Source organism: Fictibacillus sp. Mic-4, from assembly GCF_049843615.1.
In the GTDB taxonomy this organism is placed as follows: domain Bacteria; phylum Bacillota; class Bacilli; order Bacillales; family Fictibacillaceae; genus Fictibacillus_A; species Fictibacillus_A gelatini.
Genome location: NZ_JBBHZM010000081.1, coordinates 1 through 3,737, shown reverse-complemented (window position 1 = coordinate 3,737; position 3,737 = coordinate 1). Strand labels below are relative to the sequence as shown.

At 39.8% G+C, this 3,737-nt stretch carries 4 protein-coding genes; 3 read left to right on the top strand and 1 reads right to left on the bottom strand.

The genetic code is table 11. From position 1 onward, the window contains the following. Positions 1 to 229 precede the first annotated feature (229 nt). The 3 genes from WD019_RS21445 (at position 230) to WD019_RS21435 (ending at position 3,540) form a co-directional block, all read left to right on the top strand. Positions 230 to 1,804 carry a sigma-54 interaction domain-containing protein gene (locus WD019_RS21445; protein ID WP_425712780.1) on the top strand — a complete coding sequence of 525 codons (1,575 nt, stop codon included), beginning with the start codon at positions 230 to 232 and terminating at the stop codon, positions 1,802 to 1,804. Positions 1,805 to 1,897: 93 nt separating this feature from the next. Further along, positions 1,898 to 2,332, top strand: a complete 435-nt coding sequence (locus WD019_RS21440) for a MarR family winged helix-turn-helix transcriptional regulator (protein ID WP_026678768.1) — start codon at positions 1,898 to 1,900, stop codon at positions 2,330 to 2,332. A 2-nt stretch (positions 2,333 to 2,334) separates the two neighbouring features. Beyond that, a complete protein-coding gene (locus WD019_RS21435) occupies positions 2,335 to 3,540 on the top strand; it encodes an MFS transporter (protein ID WP_425712779.1) in 1,206 nt (401 codons plus the stop codon). 76 nt (positions 3,541 to 3,616) lie between these two features. Here the strand turns inward: WD019_RS21435 and WD019_RS21430 are convergent. Beyond that, positions 3,617 to 3,737, bottom strand: a 121-nt coding sequence (locus WD019_RS21430) for a 2-oxo acid dehydrogenase subunit E2 (protein ID WP_425712303.1), incomplete at its 5' end; no start/stop codon positions are given.

Below are 3,737 nucleotides of genomic sequence, written 5' to 3'. Positions count from 1 at the left end.
TGATTTATTTTCCGAAATACTAAAATCCGTAAATGGTTCGTGTTTGTATTCGACAGTCATTTAATTCCCTCCATCATCCATTTATTTTACAGTAATAATAGAATTGCAAGTTTTGTGCCAAAAAATAAATGGGATTATTGCTCCCATTCACATAAAAAGTGTACAATTAATGTGAACAGTTTTGTAAATAACATGTTAAGTGTTTACACTATTGTAAAGGTGATGGAGAATGATACAACATAAGGAACCACTTTCCTCTCTTGCGGCTCCATGGGACGAAACGTTAGAACCAAAAAATATGAGCATTGTTTCAAAAGATCTTACACTTTCAGAAATAGATGTTACTGTTCAAAAAGATTTTGCCCTGCAAGATGAGTCCGGGAATTTTGTAGGGTGGGTACCATATACAACAGTCGTCGAACAAATTTTTAACTATTGGAAGCTAAGCACCGCATTTTATACTAATCTGCTTCAAGCGGTGGACGATGCGGTAACCGTCGTTGATCCAAACGGTTCGATCATCTCCTGGAATCCAAAGGCGGAAGAACTGTACCAAAGTTCGGAAGAAGAAATCATCGGAAAGCCAATTACCGATTTTTTCAAAGAGGAATCAGTTATTTTAATGTCTACACTAAAACAGAAAATAGGCGTCATTCGAAAATATAATCAGCCGAAACCAAATGTCCACGTGCTCATTAATACACTTCCTGTTTTTATTGATGATACCATTGTTGGCGGAATTTCAGTTGAACGGGATATTAGCGAAATTGTAAAATTGAATGATGGCCTTGCGACTACAACGGCGTATATTCAAGATTTAGAACGTCAAATTGAAACGAAACATTTGGATGATCCATTTCATAAAATCAAGGGTAGAAGCGCTAGCCTGAGTACGGCTATTGATTTAGCTAAAAAGGTATCGAAAACGGATGCATCGGTGCTTATTACCGGCGAAAGCGGGGTCGGAAAGGAATTGTTCGCCCAGGCCATCCATAACTCAAGTTCCCGCTCTGACCGTCCTTTTATTGATATTAACTGTGGCGCCATTCCTGCGGCTTTATTTGAAAGCGAATTATTTGGCTATGAAAAAGGAGCTTTTACCGGGGCTATCAGAGAAGGAAAAAAAGGAAAATTGGATATGGCAAAAGGGGGAAGTTTATTTTTAGATGAAATCGGTGAAATGCCATTGGACTTGCAGGTAAAACTATTGCGCGTCCTTCAAGAAAGGCAGTTTTACCGTGTTGGCGGGACTCAGCCCATCCCTTTTGATGTCCGAATCATTGCCGCCACTAATCGCGATTTAGAAGAGATGGTTGAAAAAGGCTTTTTTCGCCAGGATCTTTACTACCGTTTAAATGTCGTTTCTTTAAATATTCCGCCCCTCAGAGAACGCATTGAAGATATACCAGAACTTATTCAATTGTTTTTAAAAGAATTCTCGGTAAAATATAAAAAACCTGTTCCTGCTCTCGATCCGGAAGTCATGTATACGTTTATGCATTATCCGTGGACAGGCAATATAAGGCAGCTGCGTAACACGATTGAGCGTTTAATCATTTTAGGCGATGAGGAAGTAATCCTCCCTTCTCATCTTCCTGATAATTTTATTAAAGGGATAAAACCGCAAATTGCTGCTTCTTCTACTAGCGAGACAGCTAGCCTTCCTGTCAGCAATGAAGAGGAGAAAATAAAATTCGCTTTAACTAAAACGTATGGGAATAAAACTGCCGCGGCGAAAATGTTAGGCATTTCGAGGGTAACTTTATATAATAAGATGAAAAAATACGGAATTCAATCGTTTTAAAAAGAGCAAAATGTTGCTCTTTTTCTATTTACAAAAAAAATTGCCGGGCATATAATTGTCATGGCAACTATTCGCGAGAAGGAGGTAAATTTCATGAAAATGGACGAATCATTAGGTTTTTTGATTGGACTGACGTATCGGAAGATGATTCAGTTACTATTTATGCGCCTGAAAGAATTTGATATTACGCCCGAACAATGGTCAATCCTTTTACGGTTAAGCCGGGAAGATGGCATTAATCAAAAAGAAATTTCAATTCGCGCAGCAAAAGATCAGCCGACAACGACCCGGATTTTGGACTGTCTTCATAAAAAAGAGTTGATAGAAAAAAGGACGAGTGAAAAAGATCGGAGAGCGTTTCTCATTTATTTGACGGATAAAGGGAGAAACCTTATTGAAGAGACAATTCCTGTTGAGAAAAAGGCGATTGAAGATATGACAAGCGGAATTGAACAACAGGAATTGGACTTTTTTAAAGGAATCCTTTTACAAATCAATCAAAATGTTGCAAGCTATTTAAAAGACTAGGAGTGTTAATAAATTGGAAGCACCTCACGAAAAACTTCATAATTCTAACCATCTGTAATTTGTTACTATTTTTAAATATACAGATGATCACCCCGGCCGTTCCGGCTTATGTTAAGGATGCCTTTCATTCTAATGACTTTACCGTCAGCATCGTGATAAGCGTTTTTGCTTTTGCTGCTATTGTCGCCCGCGTTTTTGCCGGCGAGGCCATTAAAAAAGGACAACGAAACCTCATCCTTCTTATCGGATTATTTGTGTTGATTTTATCTACTGCGGGCTATTTTTGGAGCAGTTCCATCGCCCTTCTTCTTTTGATCCGGATCATCTATGGCATCGGGTTTGGACTGACGAGCACGACGTTCCCGACTACCGCATCCGATATTATCCCGCCAAGAAAGATGGGAGAAGGGATGGGGTATTTCGGTCTGTCGACAAGCCTTTCGATGTCCATTGCACCTGTCATCGGCTTAGGGCTGCTCGGAAAATTCGGGTTTCCGACTTTAATCGGCGTAACAACCTTACTGACAGTTCTTATTTTTCCATTATCAAAAATCATTCGTATGCCGTCATCAAAAAGCGTACCCTTTCAAGAAATAAGCAAACATTCAAGCAAAGTTCAATTGATGGATAAAAAAATCATTCTTCCGGTTTTCTTAAACTTGCTTCTTTCCATCACTTATGGCGGTTTAATTAGCTTTCTTGCCTTATTTGGAAAAGAAGTCCACCTATCCAATGTAGGCTGGTTTTTCTTATGCAATGCGTTTGCCGTATTATTGGTCCGGCCGATTTCCGGAAAGATTTTTGACAAAAAGGGGCATCTGGCCGTCTTGCCGCCCGGGGCACTTTTAGTAATGATCGGCCTTTTGTCGCTTTCGTTTACAACATCAATGAAGTTTTTATTGATTTCGGCTTTATTCTATGGACTTGGCTATGGGATGTTGCAACCTTCCATTCAAGCATGGACGATTAAGCAAGTAACTCCTGAAAAACGGGGAATGGCGAACGGAGCCTTTTTAAATTCTATCGACCTCGGTGTTGCCATCGGTTCTATGCTGCTCGGCATCATCGCTACAAACACAAGTTATTCGATGATGTACCGGTTATCCGCCCTATGTATGGTCGTATTGCTTGTCGTTTACTTGCTTTCACAAATCAAGAAACTTCAACGGTCGAAAAATAAGAAGGTTGAAGAAAAAATGAGCGCATAGCCCCAGCCAAATACCCGCGAGTCTTTTCTTTTGACAAAAAAAGCATGAACTCTCGTTAAGAGTTCATGCTTTTTTATCAACCTTCTAGCAATAATTGCTCTGGATCTTCGAGCATTTTCTTAATCGCGACGAGGAAGCTTACCGCTTCTGCTCCGTCGACGATCCGGTGGTCGTAAGATAGAGCGATATACATCATC